Source organism: Massilia sp. P2_C2, from assembly GCF_056404615.1.
In genome coordinates this window covers 1-1,072 of sequence record NZ_JBFUDR010000625.1, presented here as the reverse complement: position 1 = coordinate 1,072, position 1,072 = coordinate 1, and the positions used below count along the sequence as shown (strand labels likewise).

The 1,072-nt window shown below is 54.2% G+C and carries 1 protein-coding gene and 1 pseudogene; both read left to right on the top strand.

Annotation, left to right across the window (positions count from 1 at the left end; all coding sequences use genetic code 11):
* Positions 1–300, top strand: a 300-nt coding sequence (locus AC1DYX_RS31415; protein ID WP_477266163.1) for a hypothetical protein, incomplete at its 5' end; no start/stop codon positions are given.
* 226 nt (positions 301–526) lie between these two features.
* A pseudogene (locus tag AC1DYX_RS31410) lies at positions 527–1,072 on the top strand (isocitrate lyase); the annotation flags it as partial.

Genomic DNA, 1,072 nt, shown 5'->3' with positions numbered 1-1,072 from the left:
CAGCTCGTGTTCGGCGAGGAACCTGCGGTCGAGCTGGCGAAGGACTTCTTTCGCAGCCCTCAAAAACGCCCTGTCGGCCGGCGCCGGCAGGGCGTTTCTTCTTGGCCGCGAAATCGCAATCTTGTCGTCATTTTGTTCAGCTATGTTGTAGTGACGGGACAATTGCTGATGGATTTGATGCAATTAGGCATATCGATTCTTCTTGGTAACAAAACTCCTGTGAAAATCAAGCAAAATTGTGAACTCTGCGTCACGATAGTGTCGTGCGTCGCAGGGTTCCCGTTTTATCCCGCATCGTGAAAAGCTGTTTGCAGATGTGAAAAGCGCACGGGAGCACAGCAGTCAGTGGTTTCCATTGTGAGAAATAATATTTCGAATCATGGAATAAGGAATGTAAGTATATGATTTTAAATACCATAAAAACAGTCATATGTCTTATATAAGACAATTGGTGCTGCGCACAAACGGCGCTATCATGTTCTTAACGAAATCACTGTCCAACCCGTCTTTCAATCAGGAGAACACCATGGCAACTCGTGAACAACAAATCGCCGCCCTGCAACAGGATTGGGAGTCCAACCCGCGCTGGAAAGGTATCGTCCGCAACTACAAGGCAGAGGATGTCGTCAAGCTGCGGGGCTCGTTGCAGATCGAACACACGCTTGCTCGACGCGGCGCCGAGAAACTGTGGGACCTGATCAATAACGAACCGTATGTGAACGCCCTGGGCGCGCTGACCGGCAACCAGGCCATGCAGCAGGTCAAGGCAGGCCTGAAAGCCATCTACCTGTCGGGCTGGCRGGTCGCGGGCGACGCCAACCTGGCCGGCGAGATGTATCCGGACCAGTCGCTGTACCCGGCCAACTCGGTGCCGATGGTCGTCAAGCGCATCAACAACACGTTCCAGCGCGCCGACCAGATCCAGTGGTCGGAAGGCAAGGACGACATCGATTACTTCGCCCCGATCGTGGCCGATGCCGAGGCCGGCTTCGGCGGCGTGCTGAACGCTTTCGAACTGATGAAGTCCATGATTGAAGCGGGCGCAGCCGGCGTGCACTTCGAAGACCAGCTG